At 70.2% G+C, this 25,673-nt stretch carries 23 protein-coding genes; 14 read left to right on the forward strand and 9 right to left on the reverse strand.

Features of this window, described 5'->3' with window-relative positions:
- Nucleotides 1–39: 39 nt before the first annotated feature.
- A complete protein-coding gene (locus ACX80U_RS03135; protein ID WP_133083193.1) occupies nt 40–243 on the forward strand; it encodes a hypervirulence associated TUDOR domain-containing protein in 204 nt (67 codons plus the stop codon).
- Nucleotides 244–316: 73 nt separating this feature from the next.
- On the opposite strand, the gene ACX80U_RS03140 is transcribed toward ACX80U_RS03135, so the two are convergent.
- Nucleotides 317–661 carry a DUF3140 domain-containing protein gene (locus tag ACX80U_RS03140; protein ID WP_208740586.1) on the reverse strand — a complete coding sequence of 115 codons (345 nt, stop codon included), beginning with the start codon at nt 659–661 and terminating at the stop codon, nt 317–319.
- Nucleotides 662–797: 136 nt separating this feature from the next.
- On the opposite strand from ACX80U_RS03140, the gene ACX80U_RS03145 reads away from it, so the two are divergent.
- Nucleotides 798–1,337 carry a hypothetical protein gene (locus ACX80U_RS03145; RefSeq protein WP_133083195.1) on the forward strand — a complete coding sequence of 180 codons (540 nt, stop codon included), beginning with the start codon at nt 798–800 and terminating at the stop codon, nt 1,335–1,337.
- A 106-nt stretch (nt 1,338–1,443) separates the two neighbouring features.
- On the opposite strand, the gene ACX80U_RS03150 is transcribed toward ACX80U_RS03145, so the two are convergent.
- Genes ACX80U_RS03150 through ACX80U_RS03160 form a run of 3 tightly spaced genes read right to left on the reverse strand, consistent with a single transcriptional unit; the run spans nt 1,444 to nt 4,527 of the window.
- A complete protein-coding gene (locus tag ACX80U_RS03150) occupies nt 1,444–2,580 on the reverse strand; it encodes an FAD-dependent oxidoreductase (RefSeq protein ID WP_459267375.1) in 1,137 nt (378 codons plus the stop codon).
- A complete protein-coding gene (locus ACX80U_RS03155) occupies nt 2,573–3,301 on the reverse strand; it encodes a class I SAM-dependent methyltransferase (RefSeq protein WP_459267376.1) in 729 nt (242 codons plus the stop codon). The genes ACX80U_RS03150 and ACX80U_RS03155 overlap by 8 nt, the downstream gene beginning before the upstream one ends.
- The gene (locus ACX80U_RS03160) at nt 3,298–4,527 is read right to left on the reverse strand and encodes a type III polyketide synthase (protein ID WP_459267377.1); all 1,230 of its coding nucleotides are present in this window, start codon (nt 4,525–4,527) and stop codon (nt 3,298–3,300) included. The genes ACX80U_RS03155 and ACX80U_RS03160 overlap by 4 nt, the downstream gene beginning before the upstream one ends.
- Before the next feature lie 82 nt (nt 4,528–4,609).
- Here ACX80U_RS03160 and ACX80U_RS03165 point away from each other — a divergent pair, with 82 nt between their 5' ends.
- Both ACX80U_RS03165 and ACX80U_RS03170 read left to right on the forward strand, forming a co-directional pair.
- The gene (locus tag ACX80U_RS03165) at nt 4,610–5,509 is read left to right on the forward strand and encodes an SDR family oxidoreductase (protein ID WP_459267378.1); all 900 of its coding nucleotides are present in this window, start codon (nt 4,610–4,612) and stop codon (nt 5,507–5,509) included.
- Nucleotides 5,510–5,629: 120 nt separating this feature from the next.
- Nucleotides 5,630–6,298, forward strand: coding sequence for a hypothetical protein (locus ACX80U_RS03170; protein ID WP_459267379.1), 669 nt, complete (start codon nt 5,630–5,632; stop codon nt 6,296–6,298).
- 110 nt (nt 6,299–6,408) lie between these two features.
- On the opposite strand, the gene ACX80U_RS03175 is transcribed toward ACX80U_RS03170, so the two are convergent.
- On the reverse strand, nt 6,409–7,098 hold the full coding sequence (locus ACX80U_RS03175) for a transglycosylase family protein (RefSeq protein WP_459267380.1): 690 nt from the start codon (nt 7,096–7,098) through the stop codon (nt 6,409–6,411).
- 409 nt (nt 7,099–7,507) lie between these two features.
- Nucleotides 7,508–8,725, reverse strand: a complete 1,218-nt coding sequence (gene fdhA, locus ACX80U_RS03180) for a formaldehyde dehydrogenase, glutathione-independent (RefSeq protein WP_133082908.1) — start codon at nt 8,723–8,725, stop codon at nt 7,508–7,510.
- Between the two features lie 179 nt (nt 8,726–8,904).
- Between fdhA and ACX80U_RS03185 the strand changes: the two genes are divergently transcribed.
- Nucleotides 8,905–9,714, forward strand: coding sequence for an SDR family NAD(P)-dependent oxidoreductase (locus ACX80U_RS03185; RefSeq protein WP_459267381.1), 810 nt, complete (start codon nt 8,905–8,907; stop codon nt 9,712–9,714).
- Nucleotides 9,715–9,805: 91 nt separating this feature from the next.
- On the opposite strand, the gene ACX80U_RS03190 is transcribed toward ACX80U_RS03185, so the two are convergent.
- Nucleotides 9,806–10,222 carry a hypothetical protein gene (locus ACX80U_RS03190; RefSeq protein WP_459267382.1) on the reverse strand — a complete coding sequence of 139 codons (417 nt, stop codon included), beginning with the start codon at nt 10,220–10,222 and terminating at the stop codon, nt 9,806–9,808.
- 223 nt (nt 10,223–10,445) lie between these two features.
- Between ACX80U_RS03190 and ACX80U_RS03195 the strand changes: the two genes are divergently transcribed.
- From ACX80U_RS03195 to ACX80U_RS03230, 8 genes are all read left to right on the forward strand, one after another.
- Nucleotides 10,446–10,709: a YegP family protein gene (locus ACX80U_RS03195; RefSeq protein WP_133082905.1), complete on the forward strand. Its 264-nt coding sequence runs from the start codon at nt 10,446–10,448 to the stop codon at nt 10,707–10,709.
- Nucleotides 10,710–10,831: 122 nt separating this feature from the next.
- Nucleotides 10,832–13,672: an aconitate hydratase AcnA gene (gene acnA / locus ACX80U_RS03200; RefSeq protein WP_133082904.1), complete on the forward strand. Its 2,841-nt coding sequence runs from the start codon at nt 10,832–10,834 to the stop codon at nt 13,670–13,672.
- A 100-nt stretch (nt 13,673–13,772) separates the two neighbouring features.
- Nucleotides 13,773–14,438, forward strand: coding sequence for a GntR family transcriptional regulator (locus ACX80U_RS03205; RefSeq protein WP_459267383.1), 666 nt, complete (start codon nt 13,773–13,775; stop codon nt 14,436–14,438).
- Nucleotides 14,439–14,440: 2 nt separating this feature from the next.
- On the forward strand, nt 14,441–15,475 hold the full coding sequence (locus tag ACX80U_RS03210; protein WP_459267384.1) for a nucleoside hydrolase: 1,035 nt from the start codon (nt 14,441–14,443) through the stop codon (nt 15,473–15,475).
- Nucleotides 15,476–15,668: 193 nt separating this feature from the next.
- The gene (locus tag ACX80U_RS03215; RefSeq protein WP_459267385.1) at nt 15,669–16,511 is read left to right on the forward strand and encodes an ECF transporter S component; all 843 of its coding nucleotides are present in this window, start codon (nt 15,669–15,671) and stop codon (nt 16,509–16,511) included.
- A 3-nt stretch (nt 16,512–16,514) separates the two neighbouring features.
- Nucleotides 16,515–17,270, forward strand: coding sequence for an energy-coupling factor transporter transmembrane component T (locus ACX80U_RS03220; RefSeq protein WP_459267386.1), 756 nt, complete (start codon nt 16,515–16,517; stop codon nt 17,268–17,270).
- Nucleotides 17,267–18,775 (forward strand): ABC transporter ATP-binding protein, encoded by a 1,509-nt coding sequence (locus tag ACX80U_RS03225; RefSeq protein ID WP_459267387.1) that lies wholly within the window; start codon nt 17,267–17,269, stop codon nt 18,773–18,775. The genes ACX80U_RS03220 and ACX80U_RS03225 overlap by 4 nt, the downstream gene beginning before the upstream one ends.
- Nucleotides 18,776–18,817: 42 nt before the next feature.
- The gene (locus tag ACX80U_RS03230; RefSeq protein ID WP_459267388.1) at nt 18,818–19,672 is read left to right on the forward strand and encodes an alpha/beta fold hydrolase; all 855 of its coding nucleotides are present in this window, start codon (nt 18,818–18,820) and stop codon (nt 19,670–19,672) included.
- Nucleotides 19,673–19,678: 6 nt separating this feature from the next.
- Here ACX80U_RS03230 and ACX80U_RS03235 read toward each other — a convergent pair whose 3' ends face one another.
- Nucleotides 19,679–22,975, reverse strand: a complete 3,297-nt coding sequence (locus tag ACX80U_RS03235; protein ID WP_459267389.1) for a DEAD/DEAH box helicase — start codon at nt 22,973–22,975, stop codon at nt 19,679–19,681.
- Nucleotides 22,976–23,136: 161 nt separating this feature from the next.
- Here ACX80U_RS03235 and ACX80U_RS03240 point away from each other — a divergent pair, with 161 nt between their 5' ends.
- Nucleotides 23,137–24,438: a cation:proton antiporter domain-containing protein gene (locus tag ACX80U_RS03240; RefSeq protein WP_133082897.1), complete on the forward strand. Its 1,302-nt coding sequence runs from the start codon at nt 23,137–23,139 to the stop codon at nt 24,436–24,438.
- Here the strand turns inward: ACX80U_RS03240 and ACX80U_RS03245 are convergent.
- Nucleotides 24,435–25,640, reverse strand: a complete 1,206-nt coding sequence (locus ACX80U_RS03245; protein ID WP_459267390.1) for a benzoate/H(+) symporter BenE family transporter — start codon at nt 25,638–25,640, stop codon at nt 24,435–24,437. The genes ACX80U_RS03240 and ACX80U_RS03245 overlap by 4 nt on opposite strands.
- Nucleotides 25,641–25,673 lie beyond the last annotated feature (33 nt).

Below are 25,673 nucleotides of genomic sequence, written 5' to 3' on the forward strand. Positions count from 1 at the left end.
AGAGTGTCGGAAGCACTATCGCCTCGAGGAAGGAACACCATGGCATTCAGCAAGGGGGACGAGGTCACCTGGAACACCTCCCAGGGAACGACCGAGGGCAAGATCGTGGACAAGCACGAGAAGGAGTTCACCTTCGACGACCAGAAGTTCAACGCGTCCAAGGACGAGCCGTACTACACCGTGGAGAGCTCGAAGTCCGGCAAGAAGGCAGCGCACAAGGAAAGCGCGCTGTCCAAGAAGTAGCCGGCGCACGGGGAAGGGCGCCCCGCACCGTCGGGGCGCCCTTCCTTGCTCTCCGGGTGAACCGGGCGGATTCCTATTTCAGGGGATCGTGGCCCCAGTTCATGAGCGAGTAGCGCCACTTCGAGGACTCGATGTCCTCCTTGGTGGGGCGCTGGGCCAGATGGCGGTGGACGTAGCCCACCACCTTGTGCATGTGCTCGACGTCGTCGTCCCCGAGGTCGTCCCGCTTCGTGGTCAGGATCTCGATGATGCGCCGGCCGGATCGATGGCCCACGGACTCGCCGCCGTCCTGCTCCTTCTGGCCGACCGACTGTGATTCCTCCGTGTCAAGCCATTTCTCGAGCTGGGACGCGCTCATGTTGACCGCGTCCTTCCACTGGGGCCAGACCTCGTCGAGATCGTTCGTTTCGTCCGCCATGTGCCTCGGGCCTTTCGTAGCAGTTCCGCGCGAAGGACTCCCCGCGTTTCCAAACTCGAGCTGGCGATAGCTTAATCCTAAGTAGGCTGATAAATGTAGAGGGTAGGTCGAACCAACGTCTAAGGAGCTCTACATCATGGCAGGAAACCTTTTGGCACGATCAGCCCACGACCTCGGCGCCGCAGCATGGTTCGGCGGCACCCTGATGGGCGCTGTCGGACTCAACGGTGCAACCGGCAAGGCGAAGGACCCCAAGGAGCGCACCCGGCTGTCCGCGCTCGGCTGGGCGAAGTGGACGCCGGTCCAGGTCGCCGCATTCGCCGTCCACGCGGTCGGCGGCATCGGCCTGATCCTCGGCAACAAGGGCCGCCTCGCGTCCCAGGACTCCGTGGGTTCGAACACCGTCTGGAAGTCCGTCGTCACGCTGGCGGGCATGGCGCTCTCGCTGTACTCGGGGATCCTCGGCAAGAAGGTCGGCGAGCTCGCGGAGCAGGGTGGAGAGGGCGCAACCGAACCGCGTCCCGGTGCCACCGACGAACTGGCCAAGGCGCAGTCGCAGCTGAAGACCACCCAGTGGCTCCTCCCGCTGATCAGCGGCATCGTCGTGGTGATGGGTGCGAAGCAGGGCGAGATGCAGCGTCCCACCAACGTCAAGAAGGGCCTTCTGAAGAAGTAGTCCTCCCGGCCCCCGGGTCAGCAGACCCCCGTACTGCCCTGTCGCAGGCGCCGATCCGGTGCCTGCGGCCGGGGAGTCACGGGGGTCCGGCTGTTAAGGGGCCGGTCTACTGCATGGTGAAGGCCCGGGCGACGCCGGCGTGGACGGTGTGATTGCGGATCAGCGCCCCGAGGATCCCGTTGCGGAGGCGCATCAGGGGCGTCGGCAGTGGCCGGCCCAGTGCCATGTTGATGTGCGCCTTCCGCCGCGCCAGGGCCGCCTGCGCCCTGCGCTCCTTCTCGTACGCCGCAAGCCTCGCGCCCACGTCCTGGCCGTCCCTCAGCGACGCCGTGATGATCGGCACCAGCCGGACGGCGTCGAGCCAGCCGAGGTTCATACCCTGTCCGCCGATCGGTGACACCTCGTGCGCGGCGTCGCCCACCAGCACCGTGCGTCCGGCGACGAAGCGCTCGGCGAGCCGGGACTGGACCTCGAAGGCGCTCAGCATCGAATTGGTGCCCGGGTCGACGTCGACGCCCGTCCGTTTCCGGATCAGCTGGGTGAGTGCGTCCGCCGTCGGGCGTTCCACGGGGCAGCCGACGCGGACCACCCACCGCCGGATCCCGGCGGGGAGGGGGAAGGACTCGACGATCCCGCCGTCCTCGAGGTACAGCACGGCATCGTCGCCGTCGCCCGTGGTGTCCTCGAAATCGCCCATGACGTAGCAGTCGGGGTATTTCCGTGCCGGTGCGCGGATGCCGGCGTCGCCCCGAAGCGAACTGCGCGCGCCGTCCGCCGCGATGACCAACCGCGTCTCCAGGACGGCGTCCTCGCCCCGGACGCGCGTGACGGTCCGGACGCGATCCCCGGAGTCGTGGGCGGCGACGACGGCGACCCCGCGTCGCAGGGTGCCGGGGAAGTCCTCCTCCAGTCGCCGCTCCAGGATCTCCTCGGTGACGGCCTGCGGTACGGCGAGGACGTACTGCTCCGCACCGGGCAGGGCGGCGAAGGACACCGTGCCCACGTGCCGTCCGCCGCTGCGGGCGATGCCGTCGCGGATCCGTACGCCGCGGCTCCGCAGCTCGTCGGCGATACCGCCGGCCTCGAGCGCCCGCAGCGCCGGCGGGTGGATGCCGATCGCGCGCGAATGGCTGCTGCGTTCCGTGCGGCGTTCGAGCACGACGGCGTCGAGGCCCGCCTGACGCAGGAGCAGGGCCGTGTAGAGCCCGACGGGACCAGCGCCGACGACGACGACGTCACGCATCGCCGACAGCCCCGCCCGACATCCGATCGAGCACGAGCAGATTGATGAAGGGGACGGCGGTGCGGACCCGCCACTGGTCCCTCCCGGCCACGGCCTCGCGCAGTTCGGTGGTCGTATAGCTGCGGCGGATGGAGGTGAGCCCGTCCTGTCGGATGTACGACCCGGGCAGCGGCAGCGTGCCCGCCGAGAACAGGGCGTACGCGAGGGGGTGGCGGGCGATGTCGCTGTGCACTGCGACCCGACGGGCCAGCTGCTCCGTGTCGTCGAGGAGACCGGCGAACTCGCCGGTGTCGAGGTGATGGAGCACATGGTTGGAGATGACGGCGTCGAATCCGGCGCCCTCCCTGACGAGTTCGGTGCTGAGGGCCCGGCGGAAGGACAGCCCGGGCACGGCAGGCCGTGACGTCGCATAGGCATGGGCGCGCTCGTCGGGGTCGATGGCGGTCACCTCGAGCCGGAAGCCGTCACGCCGCGCCCAGCGGGCGATGGCCCGCGGCACGTCCCCGCCGCCCGAACCGATGTCGAGGAGGGTGTTGGTGCGGTCCTGCGAGAAGGCCGGCCGGAGCAGCGAGGCGTACGTGCGGTGCCAGCCCGACACGACGGCATTGACCACGCCGAACTGCGCGTACGTGCGGTCGAGCTTCCGAGGGTCGCAGTCGGGCCGATCCATCTCCTCGACGGCGTCCGGGTCCCGCTGCGCGAGGAACCCTGCTCCGCTCATGCGCCGGCTTGGCTGAGGATGGGCTCGAGGTCCTCGGGCACGGCGGCGTCGGCGTCGTCGGACACGCCGGCGGTCCGGGCCTCGGGAACCGCGGCGGACGCTCCGATCCTGGTGAGGAGCGCGGTCTCGACCGTGAGTCCCGGACCGAAGGCCATGGAACAGATGCGGTTGTTCCCCTCGCTCGCGGGCTGGTCCAGGATGGCCTTCAGGACGAAGAGGACCGTGGCGCTGCTCATGTTCCCGTAGTTGCGCAGGGTCTCGCGCGCCGGCACCAGCTGCTCGGGGCTCAGTCCGAGTTTGGCCTCCACCTTGTCGAGGATGCTGCGCCCGCCCGGGTGGATGGCCCAGTGCTCGATCTCCGAGTAGTCCAGGCCCTTCAGCGACGCGTCGCGGGCGAGCAGGGGTTCGAGGGCCCCGACGATGTGCTCGTCGATGATGTGCGGGACGTACGTGCCGAGGACCATCTCGAAGCCCTCGTCCCCGATGTTCCAGGCCATCGCCTCCTCACCCACGGGCGTGAGCACCGTCTCGAAGTGGTCGAGGCTCAGCGCCGGACCGTCCAGCGGGAGGTCCCGCGCGGAGACGATCGCTGCCGCAGCGCCGTCGGCGAACAGGGAGGACCCGACGATGGTGTCGGGGTTGTTCGAGGAGCGGACATGCAGCGAGCACAGCTCGGCGGCGATCACGAGCACGACGGCGTCCGGGTCCGCATCGCAGAAGGCCTTCGCCGACCGCAGTGCGGGGAAGGCCGCGTAGCACCCCATGAAGCCGAGGTGGTAGCGCTGGACCGACGGATCGAGGTCCAGGGCTCGCACCACCTTGTAGTCCGGCCCGGGGGCGAAGAATCCGGTGCAGGACGCCGTGACGACGTGCGTGATGTCCGCGGCCTCGATGCCCGGAGCCGCGTCCAGTGCCTTGCGGGCGGCCTCGATGAAGAGTTTGGTTCCCTCCTCGGCGTAGACCGCGTTGCGGGTCTTGGTGCTCGGCGTCAGGATCCGCAGTTCCTTCTGGTCGAAGAACACCGGATCGTCGGACGTCGCCTCGAGCGTGAGCTCCTTGACGGCGGTGTACCGGGTCTCGATCCCCGAGGAGTCGAAGGCCGCCCCGACGAGGCGCTGTGCCAGCCGCGTGAGGCCCGGCTGCGCAGCGAAGACGTCGCGCACCTGGGGCTGCACCATGATCGTGTCGGGTACAGCTGTTTCGAGGGATCTCAGGATCACTGTCATACGTCCATTACTAGAGGACTAACGCGACAAACACAATGACAGTAGGCTTAGTGTTCACCCCCGCAACCATCCCAGGAGCGCAATGGCCAACGAACCGTCAGGCACCCTCGACCAGGAGGACCCGCGCGGTCCCGCCGTCGACGCGTCCCCTGAACTGCAGGAGTATCCCGGCTTCACCGAGCGCATGGACCCGCGCCCCGACCACGGCGAGGACAGCTACACCGGACACGGTCGGCTGGCGGGGCGGCGGGCCTTCATCACGGGAGGAGACTCCGGCATCGGCCGGGCCGTGGCCCTCGCCTTCGCACGGGAGGGCGCGGACGTCGCCATCGGCTACCTCCCGGAGGAGGAGGAAGACGGCGCGAGCTGCCTCGAGCTGATCCGCGCCGAGGGCCGGACCGCACTGGCCGTGCCGGGCGATCTCCGGGACGAGTCGTATGCCGCCGCAGCCGTCCGGCAGGTCGTGGAGGGGCTCGGGGGCCTCGACATCCTCGTGAACAACGCGGGCTTCCACATCGCCCAGCCGAACGGCCTCCCCGACATCGATGCCGACCAGCTACGCCGTACCTTCGAGACGAACGTGTTCGGCACGATCTGGCTGACGCAGGCGGCCCTGCCCCACCTGGAGGAGGGGTCCTCGATCATCAACACCACCTCCGTGCAGGGTTACCACCCGTCGACGAGCCTCATGGACTACGCCGCGACCAAGGCGGCCCTGAACAACCTGACCTTCAGCCTCGCGGGACTGCTGGGCGAGCGTGGCATCCGGGTGAACGCCGTCGCCCCCGGACCCATCTGGACGCCGCTGCAGCCCGCCACGACGACATCCGAGAAGCTGGAGTCGTTCGGCGAGGGAACGCCCCTCGGACGGATGGGCCAGCCGGCCGAGCTCGCCGGAGCCTACGTCTTCCTCGCCTCGAACGATGCGCGCTACGTGTCCGGGGAGATCCTCGGGGTCACCGGCGGCAAACCCCTGGCCTGACGAGGTCCGGGTGCCGGCACGGTGGGGTGCGGAGCACCGGACCAAGCCGAACCGCGCTGTGGAACGAAGTGCAGGTATCAGCGCCGGCCTTCTCCTGTCCGGCCGACCGGAGGGCTGCTCGTGAAACTCCTGACCGCACTGCCGTCCCGGCGCCGCTCCGCGCTGGCTGCCGTAGTACTGACCGCCTCGCTGGCGCTCGCCGCCTGCGGCAGCGCCGAGGAGAACCCGCTCGGAGTCAATGCGGCCGGACGGGCCGGGACGGCCGAGGACGCCGCCACCGCGAACGGCGGGCGGGCTGTGCCCGTCGGCGCCGATCTCGGCGAGGACCCGCTGAACGTGGGGGTCGACGGCGCGGAGCTCTGCGGTGTCCAGCCCGACGACAGCCGGCTGCGCTACACGGTGATGCTGCACAATCCGACGCTGGAGACCTTCACCCTGGGGAGGATGAGCCTGGGAGATCCGCAGGGCCTGGAGATCATCTCGTCGATGGTCCAGACGGCGAACCGCGAGGGGCACCACCATCCGGGAGCGGAGACCGACGCCCATGCGCAGCACTCGGCAGCACCGACGCCGTCGGCGTCACCGGAGCCCATCGGCCCTCCGGTCCCGGCCGAGGGCTACGAGTTCGAGCCCGACGCCCACGTGAACATCATCGTGACCGTCGAGCTCGCGCAGGGTGCCACGCACGGCAGCGCGGACAACATCCTCGTGGCATTCTCCTCGCCGGAGCGCGACTACGCGGTGGCGCACAACCTCAAGATCGACGTGGACGCGACGTCCTGCAGCTAGCGGCCGCGACACCGGAACGAACGAAACCCCCGCCTCGAGAGGCGGGGGTTTCGTTCGTTCCGGACACAGCAACCCGCGAACGCGGCAACCGCCCGGATGAGGCCTGTGGACTAGGCCGGGAGCTGCAGGACGGCACCCGTGAAGATGAGGTCCGCGTGGATCACGGTGTCGGCATTGGCGGCGAAGAGTGCCTGCCAGCCACCGTTGACGCCGAGCTTGCCGGCGATCGAGCTGAGGGTGTCACCCGACTGGATGGTGTAGGTCTCGCCGCTCAGTGCGACGGGAGCAACGGGGGCCTGGGCGACGGGAGCCTGGGCGACGACGGGCGCCTGGACCTGGACCGGTGCCTGGACGGGGGCCTGGACCTGGACGGGGGCCTGGACCTGGACGGGTGCCTGGGCGACGGGAGCGACCGGTGCCGGAGCCTGCTGGAACTGCACGTCACCCGGGGCAGCGGTGCTGCTCAGCCCGAGCTGTGCCGAGCAGGAGGGCCATGCGCCCCAGCCCTGGCCGGCGAGGACGTTCTCGGCGACGGCGATCTGCTGCTCGCGGCTGGCGTTCTGGGGAGCGCCCTGGCCACCGAAGGCGGCCCAGGTGGAGGGGGTGAACTGCAGGCCACCGGAGAAGCCGTTCCCGGTGTTGATGCCCCAGTTTCCGCCGCTCTCGCACTGTGCCAGTGCATCCCAGTCGCTGGCGGGGGCGGCGTTGGCCGCTCCGGCCGCTGCGCCGAGGCCGAGGCCGGTGAGTGCTACTGCTGCGAGTCCGCGACGGGCGCTGGTGCTGAAGGAGTGTGTATTCATGGGGTTACGATGCTCCGAAAGGCCACCCGCACTAGGTCCGTCCCCGGACTTCTTCGCGCCGCTGCTCACCTTGACTTGAATAGAGGTCATGGTTCGGCAGCCGCCTGTTGAGCAACGAGCGGTGGAGGGCGGTGCCGGGCATTCATCGCTGCTCGTATGACGGCAGCTTTTTCGCTTCCCCGGACGGGGAACTACCTCCACCGTAAAGTAATTTCGTTTCGTTGCCAAACCGGTACGGCGCGGCGCTTGACATCGGGTCGAATCGAGGGAAGAAAATGTGGCCAAACTGAGGATCCTCTGCGACACTTGCGCACTGCGGGCCCGGCAGGGAGCGCGGAAGCCCCATCGGCGCCGGAAAGGGCCCGGGCATAGCAGCCCGGACCCCTTCCCGTCCGTCCGGACGCGCCGGTCAGGCCGCTACGTACCCGTGCGGATCGAGCACGTACTTGGTCGCGGCTCCGGCGTCGAACTCCTCGTAGCCACGCGGTGCCTCCTCGAGTCCGATCGACTTGGCGTTGACGGCCTTCGCGATGGAGACGCGGTCGTGCAGGATGGCCATCATGAGGCTCCGGTTGTATTTCATGACCGGACACTGGCCCGTGGTGAAGGACAGTGACTTCGCCCACCCCGTGCCGAGGCTGAGGGACAGGGAGCCCACCTTCGCGGCGTCGTCGCCCGCTCCCGGGTCGCTGGTGACATACAGCCCCGGGATGCCCAGGGCGCCGCCGGCGGCCGTGATGTCCATGAGCGAGTTCAGGACCGTCGCCGGCGCCTCGGTCGCGGAACCGGAGCCGTGGCCCCGCGCCTCGAATCCGACGGCGTCTACGCCGCAGTCCACCTCGGGAACGCCGAGCAACTGCTCGACCTGGTCGCGGGGATCGCCCTTGGACACGTCCACCGTCTCGCAGCCGAAGCTCCGTGCCTGCGCCAGCCGCCCCTCGTTGAGGTCGCCCACGATGACGACGGCGGCGCCCAGGAGCTGCGCCGAGACGGCGGCGGCGAGGCCGACCGGACCGGCACCTGCGATGTAGACCGTGGAGCCGACCCCCACCCCGGCCGACACGGCGCCGTGGTAGCCCGTGGGGAAGATGTCCGAGAGCATCGTCAGATCCAGGATCTTCTCCAGGGCCTGGTCGCGGTCCGGGAACTTCAGCAGGTTCCAGTCGGCGTAGGGGACCAGGACGTACTCGGCCTGCCCGCCCACCCAGCCGCCCATGTCCACGTAGCCGTAGGCGCTGCCGGGCCGGTCCGGGTTGACGTTGAGGCAGATGCCGGTCTTGCGCTCCTTGCAGTTGCGGCACCGGCCGCACGCGATGTTGAAGGGGACGGAACAGATGTCCCCCTTCTTGATGAATTCGACGTCGCGTCCCACTTCCACGACCTCGCCGGTGATCTCGTGGCCGAGGACGAGGTCCGCCGGAGCCGAGGTGCGGCCCCGGACCATGTGCTGGTCCGATCCGCAGATATTGGTGGTGACGGTCTTGAGGATCACACCGTGGTGGACGGCCCGGCCCACATTGGCCGGGTTCACCCCCGGTCCGTCCTTGAGTTCGAAGGTGGGGTAGTCGATGTCGATGACCTCAACCTTCCCTGGTCCCTTGTACGCAACAGCTCTGTTACCGCTCATGGAACTTCCTCTCCTGCCTGCACTGGTGCGTCCGGTGTGCCCGGGCGCCGTCGCCGGCGCGCCCCGACGAAGGCGACGCGCTGGTAGCGCCGAACCTACAGTGCGGGGGGTCGCATCGACGTTGCATCTCCGCCTCCCCGCATCTTGCGGCCCGGGGCGCGGCGGGGGAGGGTGGCTGTATGACTGGGACCGTGCTCGTGACCGGCGCCACCTCCGGTATCGGAGCTGAATTCGCGCGACAGTTCGCGGCGCGCGGCTGCGACCTGGTGCTGGTCGCCCGGGCCGCCGGTCCGCTCGAGGAGACGGCGGCCGCGCTGCGGACCCGCTGGGGCGTGCAGGTCGAGACCCTCGCAGCAGACCTCCTCGACGAGGACGGCCTGGCCCGGGTGCTCGCCCGCCTCGACGGCGGGCACGACGCGGGCGGTACCGGGTCCCCGGCAGCGGATCGGTCGCAGCCCGGCGTCCGGCCCGTGACCGTGCTGGTCAACAACGCCGGGTACGGGCTGGTCCGGCCGTTCGCGGACAATACGCTCGACGACGAGGTCCGGCACCTGCGCATCCACGTGGAGGTGCCGCTCACCCTCGCCCACGCCGCCCTGCAGTCCATGCGCCCCCGCCGCGAGGGGACGATCATCAACGTGGCGAGCGTCGCCGGCTTCACCCCGAGAGCGACCTACGGAGCGGCGAAGGCGGCGATGATCAGCTTCAGCCGCTGGGCGAACCTCACCTACGGGCCCGAGGGCATCCGGGTGACGGCGGTCTGCCCCGGCTTCGTGCACACCGAGTTCCACCAGCGCATGGGGGTCGACACATCGAGCGTGCCGGAGGTCCTGTGGCTCGACGCCGGCCTCGTCGTCCGTGAGGGGCTGAGGGACACGGCCGCGGGCCGGGCCGTGTCCATCCCGAGCCTGCGCTACAAGGCGCTCACGGCGCTGGCGCGTGTGGCGCCGTCGTCGATCGTGGCACGCTTCGCGACGCGCGGCCGCTGACCGGCGGCACTTCCGGCCCCTCCCACCGAGCGGCGGCGGACACGGGGCGCCCGAGGGACGCCTGCGCCGGCGTGCCCGTCGGCGGACCTCGTCAGGACGTCGCTCCTCCGCTGTCCCAGCTGTCCGGCTCGGCCGCCGCGTCCTCGGGGTGGCGATCCTCGTGCGGGTCCGCGGGTGTGCCCTCGCCGTTGAACGCCGCCGGCACGGCGCCTGCGGCATGGGTGTCCTGCTGGTCGCGGATCGTGTCGGCGGGCTGCCCGGCCGATCCCGCGGAAGGGTCCAGGACGTCGTTCCGGCGATCCCCGTCGGGATGGCCGTCGCCGTGCTGACCGCCGGTCGCGTCCGACGCCGGGTCGGCCGTCGCGGGGGCGTCCTCGTTCCCGGAGCCCTGCTCGCTGCGCCGCGCCTCCTTCCCGGCAGGCGGGACCGGCACCGCGGGGCCGAGGGGATGATCGGCGGGAAGGGCTGCGCCGCCGGGGTTCCCTGCGCTGCTGCTTGACTCGGTCATCGTGCTCCTTCTGGTCGGTGCGTCGGGGCGGGCGTCGGCCGGCCCGGGCGGGGAGTGGCATCGCGAACACTACGTGAGGACCGTGGCCTCCTGCCGCCTGCCCGGCCGCTTGTCCAGACCCTGTCCTCTCCCGATGCCGGGACGGCGGGGAGAAGGTCGGTAAGTATGCTTATGATAAGGGACCGCAGCTGACGAAGGATGCCCCTTACAAGGAGGTAGGACGATGGCAGGTTACTTCAAACTGGTGGACGCTCACGATGACGGTTTCCGCGTGAAACTGACCGCTCCGGACGGAACGCTCGTGGCAGTATCCACCTTCTACGCTTCGAAGGAAGAGGCGATCGCCGGGATCGAACTCATCCGGGAGATCGCCGGGACCGGGCCCGTGGTGGACCACAGCCGGGCCGAATCGGTGGACCAGGACGAGCTCCTCCTGGGACTGCAGGAGACGCCCGAACGACATGCGAGGGTGCGGCACGACGCCTAGGGGTCCGCCCTCCTCGACGTACTGCAGGAGGGCCACCCGCGCGGTGTACGACTGTATACAATGACGCCGGACGTGGAATAGGATGGGGCTATTCCACAATCTCTCTGAAGGGAGCCAACGTCATGTCGACCGCGGACTCATTCGGCGCGAAGGGCGTACTCGACGTCGCCGGCGCCCACTACGAAATTTTCAGGCTGAGCGCCGTCGAGGGCGCCGAGAACCTCCCGTTCAGCCTCAAGGTGCTGCTGGAGAATCTGCTCCGCACCGAGGACGGCGCGAACATCACGGCCGACCACGTCCGCGCGCTCGCGCAGTGGGACGCGGCGGCCGAGCCCGACACGGAGATCCAGTTCACGCCCGCGCGCGTCATCATGCAGGACTTCACCGGCGTCCCGTGCGTCGTCGACCTCGCAACGATGCGTGAGGCCGTCGCCGACCTCGGTGGCGACCCCAAGCGTGTGAACCCGCTCGCCCCGGCAGAGATGGTCATCGACCACTCCGTGCAGATCGACGCCTTCGGCAATGCCGGGGCGCTCGAGCGCAACATGGAGATCGAGTACCAGCGCAACGGGGAGCGGTACCAGTTCCTCCGCTGGGGACAGACCGCGTTCGACGACTTCAAGGTCGTCCCGCCGGGCATGGGCATCGTCCACCAGGTCAACCTCGAGTACCTGGCCCGCACCGTCATGACCCGTGAGGTCGACGGCGTGGTGCGTGCCTACCCCGACACGTGCGTCGGCACCGACTCCCACACCACGATGGTCAACGGCCTGGGCGTGCTCGGCTGGGGCGTCGGCGGCATCGAGGCCGAGGCCGCGATGCTCGGCCAGCCCGTCTCGATGCTCATCCCACGCGTCGTCGGCTTCAAGCTCACCGGTGACATCCCCGCCGGCGCCACTGCGACCGACGTCGTCCTCACCATCACCCAGATGCTGCGCAAGCACGGCGTCGTCGGCAAGTTCGTCGAGTTCTACGGCGAAGGCGTCGCCTCCGTGCCGCTCGCCAACCGCGCCACCATCGGCAACATGAGCCCCGAATTCGGTTCCACCGCCGCCATGTTCCCGATCGACGACGTCACGCTCGACTACCTGCGCCTCACCGGCCGCCCGGCCGAGAACGTGGCACTCGTGGAGTCGTACGCCAAGGAGCAGGGCCTCTGGCACGACCCGTCCCGCGAGATCCGTTTCTCCGAGTACCTCGAACTGGACCTCTCGACCGTCGTCCCGTCGATCGCCGGACCGAAGCGCCCGCAGGACCGCGTGGAGCTCAGCAAGTCCAAGGACCAGTTCCGCGAGGACCTGCGCAACTACTCGAACGACCCCGACCTGACGTTCGCTCCGGGCGGCACCGTGGACGAGTCCTCGCAGGAGAGCTTCCCGGCATCGGACTCGCCGAGCTTCACGCCCGGGACGACGTCGTCGGTCACGGACGAGAACTCCGAGCCCCGCGAGACCGTCGGAGCGGGTGCCGGCTCCACTCGGCCGTCGAAGAAGGTTGCGGTCACCATGAAGGACGGCCGCGAGTTCGAGCTGGACCACGGTGCCGTGAGCATCGCGTCGATCACGTCCTGCACGAACACGTCCAACCCGTCGGTCATGCTCGCCGCCGCCGTGCTGGCGCGCAACGCCGTCGAGAAGGGCCTCGTGTCCAAGCCGTGGGTCAAGACCTCCGTGGCCCCGGGCTCGAAGGTCGTCACCGACTACTACGAGAAGTCGGGTCTGATCCCGTACCTCGAGAAGCTCGGGTTCTTCACGGTCGGCTACGGCTGCGCCACGTGCATCGGCAACTCCGGTCCGCTGGAGGACGAGATCTCGCAGGCCATCCAGGACAACGACCTCGCCGTGACGGCCGTCCTGTCCGGCAACCGCAACTTCGAGGGCCGGATCAACCCTGACGTCAAGATGAACTACCTGGCGTCGCCGCCGCTGGTGGTCGCCTACGCCCTGGCAGGCACCATGGACTTCGACTTCGACACCGAGCCCCTCGGCCAGGACGAAGCCGGCAACGACGTCTTCCTGAAGGACATCTGGCCGAACCCGGTCGAGGTCCAGCAGGTCATCGACTCCTCGATCGACGAGGACATGTTCACGTCGAGCTACGCGACGATCTTCGAGGGCGACGAGCGGTGGCAGTCCCTGCCCACGCCCGACGGCGCGACCTTCGCCTGGGATCCCGAGTCCACCTACGTGCGGAAGCCACCGTACTTCGAGGGCATGCAGCGCGAGGCGAGCCCGGTCGAGGACATCGACGGCGCACGCGTGCTCCTGAAGCTCGGCGACTCGGTCACCACCGACCACATCTCGCCCGCGGGATCTTTCAAGTCGGACACGCCGGCCGGCCGCTACCTGACCGAGAAGGGCGTGCAGCGCAAGGACTTCAACTCCTACGGTTCGCGCCGTGGCAACCACGAGGTCATGATCCGCGGCACCTTCGCGAACATCCGCATCAAGAACCAGCTCCTGGACGGCGTCGAGGGCGGGTTCACGAAGGACTTCTCGCAGCCGGACGCGCCGCAGGCCGCCGTCTACGACGCCGCCGAGAACTACCGCGCGGCCGGCACGCCGCTGGTGGTCCTCGCCGGCAAGGAGTACGGCTCCGGCTCGTCGCGTGACTGGGCGGCCAAGGGCACCGCGCTGCTGGGCGTCAAGGCCGTCGTCGCCGAGAGCTACGAGCGTATCCACCGGTCGAACCTGATCGGCATGGGCGTCCTGCCGCTGCAGTACCCCGAAGGCCAGAACGCCGAGTCCCTGGGCCTCACCGGCACGGAGACCTTCGCGGTCAGCGGGGTCACCGAGCTCAACGAGGGTCGCACCCCCCGCACGGTGAAGGTCACGGCTACCCCGGCCGACGGCGGCTCCGCCGTCGAGTTCGATGCCGTGCTGCGCATCGACACGCCGGGCGAGGCGGACTACTACCGCAACGGCGGCATCCTGCAGTACGTGCTGCGCCAGCTCGCGAGCTAGCGTCCACGAGGTTCCGGGCCGGGGGTACCACCTCCCGGCCCGGACCGTCTGCAGGGCACCTGCCCTGCCCACCCGAACCACGACGAACCGAGGGGGCGCCATGGCAGAGTCCACCGATCTATCGGCGCGCGTGGACGGCGACGCCATCTTCCGCGTCCTCCGCAGCGAGATCCTCGCCGGCGTCCACCCGCCGGGGACGGCGCTGCGCGAAGTGGTCATCTCCGAGCGGTTCGGCGTCTCGCGGACACCCGTCCGTGAGGCCCTCAGCAGGCTGCAGCACGAACGCCTGCTCGAACGGGCGGCGCGGGGACTCCAGGTGCCGCAGATCGACCCCCAGGAAGTCATCCAGATCTACGACCTGAGGGTCATGCTGGAGGAGGAGGCCGCCGGGCAGGCGGCCCTCAACCGGGGTACCGCGGACATCATGCGGCTCGAGGCGCTGCTGGAACGGGACCGCGGCGTCGTCGAACCGGACGACACCACCAAGGTCACGAACAACCTCGAGTTCCACACCTCGCTCTGGTCCGCAGCCCGGAACCCCATCCTGATGGACCTCCTGCAGCGGCTCTCCACCCACCTCATCCACACGCCCCGTTCCACGCTGTCCGTCGGGCACCGCTGGCAGGAAGTGCTCGTCGAGCACGAGGCGCTGATCAGTGCGATCACCGATCGGCGCAGCGACGACGCCCGTGCCATCGCCCGCACGCACCTCGAGAAGGCCCGTACGCTCCGCCTGCACCTGCTCCGCACCACCGCGGCGGACTGAGCGTGGCGGACCACCGGACGCGGCTCCTGCTCGACGTCGACACGGGTATCGACGACGCCGTCGCCCTGCTGTATCTGCTCGCCACACCGGGGACGAGCATCGAGGCCATCACCTGCACGGCCGGCAACGTCGGGGCGCGGCAGGTGGCGATCAACAACCTGGCCCTGCTCGAGCTGTGCGGCCGTGCCGGCATCGAGGTGGCCCTCGGCAGCGAGGTCCCGCTCGAGATCCCCCTCGTCACGACCGAGGAGACCCACGGCGACCAGGGGATCGGCTACGCGGTTCTTCCATCCCCCCGCGGGCATATCTCCTCCCGGCACGCGGTGGACGTGTGGCTCGACGCGGTGCGCTGCCACCCCGGGCAGATCACCGGACTGGTCACGGGACCGCTCACCAACCTGGCCCTGGCCCTGCGCGCGGAGCCGGATCTCCCGATGCTCCTGAAAGGACTCGTGATCATGGGCGGGGCGTTCCACCATCCGGGGAACACGACACCGGTGGCGGAGTGGAACACCCATGTGGACCCGCACGCGGCCAAGGAGGTCTTCGCCGCCTACGAGGGCCTGCCCCTGGAGAAGCTGCCCGTGGTGTGCGCGCTCGAGACCACGGAGCGCATCGAGTGCACCCCCGCCCACGTCGACGCCGTCGCGCGGGCGGCGGGCGCGGCGCCGGAGGTCCTGGACCCGGACGACCCCGACGGCACCCGCAGTGGCAGCGACAACGCCGTCGTCGCCTGCATCTCCGACGCCCTCCGCTTCTACATGGAGTTCCACCGGCTGTACGACCAGGGCTACATCGCCCACCTGCACGACCTCTTCGCGGCGATGGTGGCGACCGGCGAGGCCGGATTCGAGGAGCGGCTCGCGACGGTCGACGTCGAGACGGAGTCCCCGCTGACGTTCGGGCAGACGGTCGCGGACGTCGCCGGGATGTGGAAGCGGGCGCCGAACGCCCGGATCGTCACGCGCAACGACCCGGCGGCGGTGTTCGATGTGATGGTCCGCCGCCTGTCGGACCTGGCGAGGATGCACGGCTGAGGGTGTCCGCACGTGCCCCCGGCAGGGCATGGCTTCCAGCTGCGGGCCACCGCCGTCCGGAGGCACGGCCCGTCGCCGGGACCGACGCTCGCGGCGGGGCCCCGGTACACTGGTAGCTGCCCGCACCGCCGCGCGGCCGGCGCCGAGGTGACATGAGGTGCGTCCTCCCCGTCCATCGCGCCCAAGGAATATCGTGAGTTCATCCCTGACCCTCGCAGCCGGCACCGCCGTGCAGCGGCCGCGACGCCTGCTCCTCGCCCTCGGCGGAGCACTCATCGTCGCCACCTACCTGTTCCTCGTGATCGTCCAGCCCGCGGAGATCGCCGGCGGCATGGGCAGCACGGCGTCGCTCGTCTCCCTCTTCGGATTCCTCGGCGGCGGTGCGCTCCTGGTCGGCGGCATCCTGCCGATGCTGAGCACCAGCTCGCTCGTGGTCATGCCCCTCGGTATCGCGCTGAACATCGCCATCGGGCAGGTGGCCGGGACGCTGGGCCTGCAGATCTACCTCGATGCGATCGGGACCGTCCTCGTCGCCGTCCTCGCAGGTCCCGCTGCCGGAGCGGCCACCGGAGCGATCAGCAACGCAATCTGGGGGCTCTTCAACCCGTTCGCACTGCCCTTCGCGGCCGGCGCCGCACTCATCGGGCTGCTCGCCGGCATGGCGGCGAAGTACGGTGCGTTCCGCAGAATGTACCTGGCGCCGGTCGCGGGCCTCGTCGTCGGGGCGATCGGCGGACTCGTGGCCGCACCGGTGGCCGTCTTCATGTTCGGCGCGGCAGGGACCTTCGGGACCAATGCGATCATCGCGGTGTTCCGCTCGATGGGGGACAAGCTGCTGGTCGCAGCGACCAAGCAGGGGCTGCTGTCGGATTCGCTGGACAAGGTCGTGGTCTTCGTCCTCGTGGCGCTCGTCGTCTATGCCCTCCCGCCGCGTGCGGTGCGCCAGTTCCCCTTCGCACGCGCCCACCGCGTCCTCGGCGCCAGGACAGGCACGCCCGCGCGATCGGCGAACGGGAACGACGCCGGCGCCGCCTGACCCATGCCGCGCCGCAGGATCTACAACCCGCTGACCGAGCTGCTCGCCGCAGTCCTGCTGGTGGTCCTCGTCCTCGTGGTGAACCGCTGGGAGTTCTCCCTCGCGGTCCTCGTGCTCGTGGTGGTGCCCGCCGTCCTGGTGTCCGGCAGGCCCCGGCAGATCGGCCTGGCGGTCCTCCTGGTGGCGGGACCGCTCGTCCTCTCGTCCCTGCTGCTGCACGGCCTGTTCTATCCCGAGGGCCGCACTGTCCTGCTCGACCTCGGGATCGCCCGGGTCACGACGGAGGGCCTGTCCTTCGCCGCCGCCATGGGGCTGCGCATGGGCGTGTTCGCCGGGGTGCTGCTTCCGGCCGCGATGACGCTCGACATCCCCGAGCTCCTGGCCACCATGACGCACCGCGGGTGGAACCGGAAGCTGGTGTTCGTCGTGGGTTCCGCCGTGGGGCTCATCCCGCACGTCGCGATGCGTGCACGGCAGATCACGCGCTCGCAGCAGGCGCGCGGACTCGTCGTCGGACGCGGCCCGGTGTCCCGCGTCCGCGCACTGCTGGCCGTCCTGACACCGCTGGTCATCGGCCTCCTCGTGGATGCCTCCGAGCGCAACTCCATGCTCGAGGCCCGCAGCTTCTCGTCCGGTGTGACACGTACGAGCTACCTGCCGGACACGGACACCGTCCGCCAGCGGTGTGTGCGGCGTGCCATGGTCGTCGCGGTCGGGGTGTTCTCCGTGGTCTGGCTCGTCGGCCCGGGCGCCGCATGATCAGGCTCGAGGGCGAATCCTTCGCCTACGACGAGGGCGTGCCCGTCCTCGCCGACGTCGCCCTCACCGTGGGCCCGGGGGAGTACCTGGTCGTCGCGGGAGCCTCCGGCTCGGGCAAGACGACGCTGGCCCGGTTGCTCGCCGGGCAGACCGGTGCGGCCGCGGGCTCGGTCTTCCGCGGATCGATCACGCTCGACGGCGAGACGATCCGTTGTGCCGGTGCGCCCACCGACCCGCGCGTCGACCCCGCGGCCTGGAGCACGCACGTCGCCTATGTGGCGCAGGGCGCGTGGGGACAGCTGTCCATGATGTGCGCCACCGTCGGTGAGGAGATCGCCTTCGGCCCCTCCAATCGCGGCATCCCCACCGCTCAGCTGCGGGACGGGGTGCACGAGATCGCCGCTGCCCTGGCCTTGACCCCGCTCCTGGACCGCGACCCGCGCCGGCTGTCCGGCGGCCAGCTCCAGCGCACCCTCATCGCCGCGGCGATGGTCCAGCGCCCGCGCGTACTGGTCCTCGACGAGCCCTTCCAGGGTCTCGACGCCGACGCGGTACGGGACATCGCGGCAGCCCTGGCCGCCCTGCGGCGGGACGGGACCGCGGTCGTGGTCTGCGAACCGATGCTGCCCCGGACCGCGCCGCAGGACGCCCGCGTCCTGGCGCTCGCGGACGGCCGCCCGGTGTTCGCGGGTCCCCTGGCGGAGGCCCGCCGGGCAGGACTGCGCCGCTACGGCATCGGGACGGCGGGCGATCCGCCGCGCCCCGCCGCAGGCCCCGCAGCGGGTCCCGACCAGCCCCGGACGGTGCCGGCCGCCCCCGCGCTGGTCGCGCTCGAGGGAGTCACCTTCCGTCATCGCGAGGCCGGACCGGCGGCCGCACCCGCCGTGCTGCGGGGGGTCGACCTCACCGTCCTGCCGGGGGAGATCATCGCGGTGAGGGGTGCCAACGGCTCGGGGAAATCGACGCTGCTGCAGCACCTCAACGGCCTGCACCGGGCGGACGGCGGCTCCGTGACGGTGGACGGGGTGCCGATCGTCCGTCAGCCGACGGGTACCCTCGCCGCCACGGTCGGGTACCTGTTCCAGGACACGGACCAGCAGCTCTTCGAGCGGACGGCGCTGCGCGAGGTGACCTTCGGGCCGCTGGCCACGGGCGTCCGCAGGGGTGCGGCCGTCCGGCGGGCGTCGGCCGCGCTCGACGGTGTGGGACTCGGAGCGCTGGCGGACGCCCACCCCTACGAACTGGGCTTCGTCCAGCGGCGCCTGGTGGCCCTCGCCTCCATCATCGCGACAGGGCCGGCCGTGTGGGCGCTCGACGAACCGACCGCGGGCCTCGACGAGGCCGCGCGCACACTGCTGGCAGGCCTGCTGGCCCGGCACGCGCGAGGGGGAGGGGCCGTCGTCCTGGCGACCCACGATGCCGCTTTCGCCGATGCCGTCGCACATCGGACCATCTGGCTCGAGGACGGCAGGATCGTGGCCGGGCGTCCCGGGCCCGACGCCTGATCGCCCTCCCGCAGGGCACGACCAGCCCCTAGGGTGGGACCCATGGACCTCCTGCGCGAGCGGCACCGCACCATCCCTACGCGGGGCGCCGACCTCGCCGTCTTCGAGTACGGGGCGGACCCCCGGGCCGATGCACCGACCATCGTCTTCGTGCACGGGTACCCCGACGACCATCGGGTGTTCTCCCCCGTCCTGCGCGAGCTCGCGCCCACGCACCACCTCGTGGCCTTCGACACCCGGAACGCCGGACGGTCGCGCACGCTGGGCGGCGCCGGCCTCACCCTGGCGGAACTGGTCGACGACGTGTTCGCCGTGCTCGAGGCCGTCGGGGCCCCGGGCGGGGTTCGGCTCGTCGGCCACGACTGGGGGTCCATCCAGGGCTGGGCCGTGCTCCAGGACGAGCGCTCGCACGGGCTGGTGATCGACTACACCAGCATCTCCGGACCCGATCTACGCCACTTCTCCCGCTGGCTGCGCGGGCGCTTCCGCCGGCTGCGGCTGGTGCCGCAGGGGCTCGGACAGGTGCTGCGCAGCTGGTACGTCGGGGCCTTCCGGCTGCCGGTCCTCCCGGAGCTGGTGTGGAAGTACGTCCTGACCCGGCGTTACGAGCTGACTGCGCGGCGGAACGTGGGAGCCGATCCCGTCCGCGGTCTCGCCCTGTACCGGACCACCCTGTCCTCGGCGGCCAGGCCGCCCCGGCCCACCCGGGTCCGGGTTCCGGTGCACGTCATCGTGCCGCTGAAGGATCCCTTCCTCTCGCCGCACCTCGTCGACGGCCTGGACGAGTGGATCGAGGACCTGACCGTCACCACCGTCCCCGGGGGCCACTGGTGGATCGCCTCGCGGGGCCGTGCGTTCGCCGAGCTGCTCGATCCCTCGCTGCGCGACCGTGCCTGACCGGCACTATGCCTCGAGCAGCCCCCGGATGTCCTCGGCGGTGAGGGCGGAACTGAAGACGGCGTCGTCGTCCATGACCGAGGTGAAGAGCTTGGCCTTCTGCTCCTTGAGCTTCATGACCTTCTCCTCGATCGTCCCCTTGGACACCATGCGGTAGACCATGACGTTCTTCGTCTGGCCGATCCGGTGTGTGCGGTCCACGGCCTGGGCCTCCGACGCGGGGTTCCACCAGGGATCCAGCAGGAAGCAGTAGTCCGCCTCGGTCAGGTTCAGGCCGAACCCGCCGGCCTTGAGGCTGATGAGGAACACCGGGGCCTTGCCGTCCTTGAAGGAGTCGATGACCTCGCCGCGGCTCCGCGTCGACCCGTCGAGGTAGGCGTACTCGATGCCGCGGGCGTCGAGCTGTTCGGCCGCCTTCTTCAGGTAGGACGTGAACTGGCTGAAGACCAGCGCGCGGTGTCCTTCGGCGAGGATGCCGTCGAGGTTCTCGAACAGCACCTCGAGCTTCGCGGACGGTACGCCCTCGTGCTCCGGATCGACGAGGGAGGCGTCGAGGCTGAGCATGCGCAGCAGGGTCAGCGAACGGAAGACGATCATGCGGTTCCGGTTCATGTCCTCGATCAGGCCGAGGAGCTTCTGCCGCTCCCGCTGCAGGTACGTCTCGTAGATGTGCCGGTGCTCGGGGTGGAGCTCCACCTCGAGGACCTGCTCCTGCTTCGGGGGCAGGTCGGAGGCGACCGCCTCCTTGGTGCGGCGCATCATCAGCGGGCGGATGCGCTTGCGCAGCCGGACCAGTGGCCGGTTGTCGCCGATCTTCTCGATCGGCGTCCGGTAGTCCTCCGTGAACTTCCGGGCCGAGGGGAAGAGGCCCGGCGCCACGATGTTGAACAGCGACCACAGCTCCATGAGGTTGTTCTCCATGGGCGTTCCGGTGATCGCCAGCTTGAAGGGCGCGTCGAAGTCCTTGGCCGCCTGGTGCACCTTGGACGCGCGGTTCTTCACGAACTGCGCCTCGTCGAGCACGAGCCCCGACCAGGGGAGGTCCTGGTAGGCGGGGAAGTCGAGCCGGAAGAGCGTGTACGAGGTGATGACGATGTCGGCGTCGCCGACCTGCTCGCGGATGGGGACCCCGGAGGCACCCTGGGTGTCGTTGATCGCGACGACCCTGAGCCCCGGTGCGAAGCGGTGGGCCTCGTTGGACCAGTTCGGCACCACGGAGGTGGGTGCGACGACGAGGAACGGGGCGTCCAGCCCCCGGCTCTCCTTGGCGTAGGTCATGAGGGCCAGTGCCTGCAGGGTCTTGCCGAGCCCCATGTCGTCGGCGAGGACGCCCCCGAGCTGATGCCGCCACAGGAAGGCGAGCCAGCTGAAGCCCTCGGCCTGGTAGGGGCGCATCTCCGCGACCAGGCCGGCGGGGGCGGCCGTGGCCTCGACGTCCTTGAGCTCGAGCAGCCCGCTCACGGCCTCGCGCCACGACTGCGCCTGCTCGGTCTCCTCGGCGAGGTCCTCGAAGTCCGCCCAGAGTCCCGCCTGGTAACGGCTGATCTGCAGGCCGGTCTCCGGGTCCCACTCGCTCAGCGCGCGGGCCTCCTCGATCAGCTCCCGGAGCTGGTCGAACACGGGCTGCTCGAGGGACAGGTAGCTGTTGTCGACGAGCTTCAGCTTCTTCCGGCCCTGCGCCAGGGCCCGGAAGACGGAGTCGAAGGGGATGGTGCGGCCGCTGACCGTCACCATCACGCCGAGGTCGAACCAGTCACGGTTGTCCGTCTCCACGGTGCTGATGCGCAGTGTCGGCGTCTCCGTCAGTTCCGTGTAGTCGGGCTTCTCGCCGACGACCTCCACCGTCACGCCCTCGAGCTCCATCAGCTGGGGCAGCACGTCCTCCGCGAACTCCACGGCCTGCATGTCCTTCATCTGCAGGGACTTGAGCGGCAGGGAGCCGAGCACGCTCCGCGCAGCAGCGGCGAGGCCGTCCTCGGCGTCGGCGTCGCGGTAGCCGTCATCACTGCCCGGACCGCCCCGGCGGAAGGGCCTGCGCTGGACCGCATCACCCAGCGGGTAGTCGAAGTGCCAGTCGAGGGTCACCGAGCCGTCCGCACCGTAGGCCGTGGTGAGGACGAGGACCGGTGGCTGGATCTCGGGGAGCTCCACGCTGCCGTCGCTGCTGTCCACCTCGATGGACTGTCGCAGCCTGGGGTAGTACTCCTGGAGGAAGAGGGACTTCTCCTCCTCGGGGACGACGACGGCGCGGCCGCGCTGCAGGAGCTCGATGTCCTTCGGCGTCAGCCTCCTGGAGGTCGGCGCCAGGGTGATGGTGTCGTCGGGGGCGACCGTGTAGATGCCGTGCGTGCTGATCACATGCGCGGTGTCCGAGGGGTGGGGCTGCCCGTCGACGTCGAGCGCCGGGCAGAGCTGGAGGGCCCCGTCCTCGGTCTCCGTCGCGTCAAGCTTCAGGGTGGCGCGGCCCGCGAGTTCGATGCTCACGGACTTCTTGGATCCCACGAAGGCGATGCCGAGGCGCTGCGCCTCGTCCAGCAGCTGCCACAGGAGCGGATTGCTGAAGTCGTCGAGGTACAGCCAGGAGTCGTTGTTGCCGAAGTAGTTGACGCCCGTGCCGCGGTGCAGTGCCGGGAACTGCGAGAACCAGCGGTGCTGGTCCGGGTCGAGCTTCAACCCGTACGTCTGGTAGCTGATGCTGCCCCAGGACAGGTTGTTCTTGATCCACTTGCCCTTGCCGTTCTGGCTGACCGGCCGCACGCCGAGGCGGGTGTTGAGCGTCCGCTGCCCCTGGCGCTCGGCGGCCGACCCCCACCGCTGCACGGCCACTTCCGGCGTCCGCAGCTCGAACTGGAGGCCGAGGGGTGTCAGCGGGGCCGGTGGATCGGTCGAGGGGGCATCGGCCTCGAGCAGGTCCGTCAGGGAGGCCTGCCAGCCCTCCGGTGCGGACGGACGCGGCGCGGGGCGAGCACCGAGATCGCGCTCGTGCTGGGCCAGGAGGTTCTCGGTGTTGCTCTGCAGGGCGGTGGCGGCGACGTGCTTGCAGTCCGCCCCGACGGGGCAGCTGCAGAAGTTCTCGAGGGGACGGAACCGTCCGTCGCCCTTCAGCCCGAGGCGGAGCTTGGTGCGGTAGTCGCTGGGCGCACTCCCGCGGACCTTCCCGGTCAGCAGCTTCGACTCGGCGTCCCAGGCGAGTGAGCTGACGGCGCCGTCCTTGGCGTAGGTCTGTCCGCGCTGGAAGGCGGCTCCGCCCACGACGCGGATGATGTCGGTGACATCGACCATGGGGTGGGTGGAAGTGGGCATAATTCCATGCTCTCACGCGGTGGTGACGCTCCCCGGCCACGGGGCATCCCTTTCGCTGCGGGTGACAGGCACCGGGTCGAGCGGCTCGATCATGGCGGGCTCTGCCCTACTGTTGGGAAGGGGCTCAAACCGGGCATTACTGGCGGAACGGAAGAGGTCGCGTGTTCGAAGCAGCAAGCATCATCTACGCGGCGGCGGGTCTCGCCGTGTTCGCGGCAGCACTCCTGCCGCGCCTGCTCATGCGCGCGCCGGTCTCGATGCCCATGGTGTTCCTCGCCGCCGGCATCCTGGTGTTCAGCTTCGCGAAGGACCTCCCCGATCCCGATCCGGTGGCCTACAGCGATGTGACGATCCACCTGAGTGAGGTCTGCGTCATCATCTCGCTGATGGGGGCCGGGCTGGCGCTCGACCGCAAGCTCGGCTGGCGCCGCTGGTCCACCACCTGGCGCCTCCTCGGCATCGCGATGCCCCTGTGCATCCTGATCCTCACGCTGATGGGGATGTGGCTGCTGGGCCTCGGGCTCGCCTCCGCCCTGCTCGTGGCCGCGGCCCTCGCGCCCACCGATCCCGTCCTCGCCTCCGAGGTTCAGGTGGGGGAGCCCTCGGAGTCGGAGGAGGACCTCGAGGCCGAGGACGAGGTGCGCTTCGGCCTGACCTCCGAGGCCGGGCTCAACGACGGCCTCGCCTTCCCCTTCGTGTACCTCGCCATCCTGATGAGCACGGTGGGTCTGTCCCCGTCCGCCTGGGGTGTGGAGTGGATCCTGCTCGACGTCCTGTGGCGCATGATCATCGGCTGTGCGTTCGGGTTCGGCATGGGCAAGCTGCTGGCCCGGGTCTTCTTCCGGACGCCGATCAAGAGCGTCCGCCTCGCCAACTACTCCGAGGGGTTCGTCGCCCTCGCGGCGACGTTCCTGACGTACGGGCTCACCGAGGCGATCGAGGGCTACGGTTTCATCGCGGTCTTCGTGTGCGCCCTGACCATCCGCGCCGGGGAACAGACCCACGGCTACCACGGGGTGCTGCACAGCTACATCGAGCAGCTCGAGCGGCTCCTCACCGTCGTCGTGCTCGTCCTGCTGGGCGGGGCCGTGGCGCGGGGCCTGTTCGAGGGCCTCCGGCCGCTGGAGGTGGTGGTCGCCGTCGCCTTCGTCCTGCTGGTGCGGCCCGTCACGGCCTGGTTCAGCCTGGCGCGGGGCAAGACGGGCCCGTGGGAGCGCCGCACGCTCGCCTTCTTCGGAGTGCGCGGCATCGGTTCCGTCTACTACCTGAGCTACGCCCTCTCGAAGGGCGAGTTCGCCGCTGACGAGAGCACGCTGTGGCGCGTCGGGGGCCTCGTGATCGTCATCTCGATCGTCATCCACGGCATCACCGCCGCTCCCGCCATCAATGCCCTCGACCGCGCGCGGCAGCGCAAGGCACGTGAGCAGGGCGACGAGGCGCAGGCTCCCAACACCCCGGTCTAGTGGCGGCCGCGCGGCCGCGGGCGGATCGTCCGTTCCAGGGTCGCGCGTACCACGAGCCCTCCGACGAGGGCCCAGAACGCCCCTCCGATGCCCAGGACGGACAGGCCCGATGCCGCCAGGAGGAACGTCACGGCGCCACTCATCCGGCCCGTCGCGTCTCCGAACGCGGCGGTGACCGCCGTCGCCATGGTGCTGATGAGCGCGAGGCCGGCGACCGCCTCCACGAGTCCGGCCGGTGCGGCACCCACGACGACGACGAGCGCGCCCGAGACGGCGGCGAGCACCAGGTAGGAGAATCCCGCGGTGAGGGCGGCGACCCAGCGGCGGTCCCGGTCCTCGCCCGCCCCCTCACCCGCGGACAGTGCGGCGGACAGGGCCGCGAGGTTGACGGCGTGCCCGCCGAACGGGGCGACGAGCGCCGTGCCGGCCCCGGTCACGGCCAGGGCGGGACGCCAGGGCGTCCGATAGCCGAAGGATTTCAGGACGGCCACGCCGGGGAGGTTCTGCGACGCCATGGTCACCACGTAGAGGGGCAGGGCTATCCCCACGACGGCGGCCGGGTCGAGGACGGGCACGGTGAACACCGGCGTCGGCACCAGGTCGGCCGGATCGATCCCGGTCCCGTCGCGGGCGAGCTGGAGGCCGATGACCACCAGGGCCGCGACGAGGGCGAGCGGTACGGCCCACTTCGGGATGACGGCGGAGGCGGTCAGCCAGACGGCGATCACGGGCAGCACCAGCAGCGGGATGGTGCCCAGGGACTGGAACGGCGCCAGGCAGAGGGGCAGCAGCACCCCCGCGAGCATGGCCTGCGCCAGATGCTGGGGGATGCGTGCCACGACCCGCCCGAGCCAGGGGACCGCGCCGGTCAGCGCGAACAGGAGGCCCGTGACCAGGAACGCACCCACGGCCGCCGGCCAGCCTCCCGCCGGGATACTCGCCCCGGCCAGCAGTGCGGCCCCCGGGGTGGACCAGGAGAGCGTGACGGGGAGCCTGAAGCGCAGCGCCAGGAGGACGATCCCGAGGCCGACGACGGCGGTTAGCGCCAGGAGCCCCGACGCCGCCTGCTCCGGCGAGGCACCCGTGGCACGCAGTCCGGCAAGCACGACGGCGAAGGACGACGTGAAACCGACGAGGGCCGTGACGACGCCCGCGAGGACGGGTTCGTGCAGGCCGGGCCGGACGGTGGAGCTGGTGTGCACCGCGCATCTCCTGTTCGGAGCGCTGCAGCCCCA

The organism is Arthrobacter sp. TmT3-37 (assembly GCF_054510835.1).